Raw genomic sequence first — 439 nt, 5'->3', positions numbered from 1 at the left:
GTTTGATAAGAGCCAGGCACCAGACCCGCCCGTCCGAGCGCTGTGACCTCGCCGGAGCCGCCTTCGCCGTGGTCACGCAGGGGCGGCGGTGGAGCGCGCCAGGTGCCCTGATCGCCGGGGTGAACGTGTTCGGCTTCGGCGGGACGAACGCCCACGCGATCCTGCGCGAACCCCCGCCCGCCGCGCCCGGCGGGCCCGGCGGACCGGAGCTCGGCCTGGCGACCCTGCGCGCGCACTCGGTGCCGGCGCTTCGGCAGGCGGCTCGGGACCTCGCCGCTCACCTGCGGGCCCATCCGCACCTGGCCGAGGCGGCCGTCCGTGCCAGCGCCGGCACCGCCCGCGACCACCCCGCCTACCGGCTGTCGGTCGTCGCCGCCTGCCGGCCACCCGCACGGCCCGACCGCGCCGCCGACACCCGCGGCGCGCCGAGCCCCCCGGC

The 439-nt window shown here is 79.3% G+C and carries 1 protein-coding gene; it reads left to right on the top strand.

Annotated elements, in window-relative coordinates; all coding sequences use genetic code 11:
* Positions 1 to 439 (top strand): ketoacyl-synthetase C-terminal extension domain-containing protein (locus tag JMF97_RS30940; RefSeq protein ID WP_273543981.1); only part of this gene is annotated, 439 nt, incomplete at both ends.

Source organism: Micromonospora fiedleri (assembly GCF_016774385.1).
Lineage (GTDB): Bacteria > Actinomycetota > Actinomycetes > Mycobacteriales > Micromonosporaceae > Micromonospora > Micromonospora gifhornensis.
Note: the sequence above shows the minus strand (reverse complement) of the source record. Positions and strands in the feature narration are given on the sequence as shown.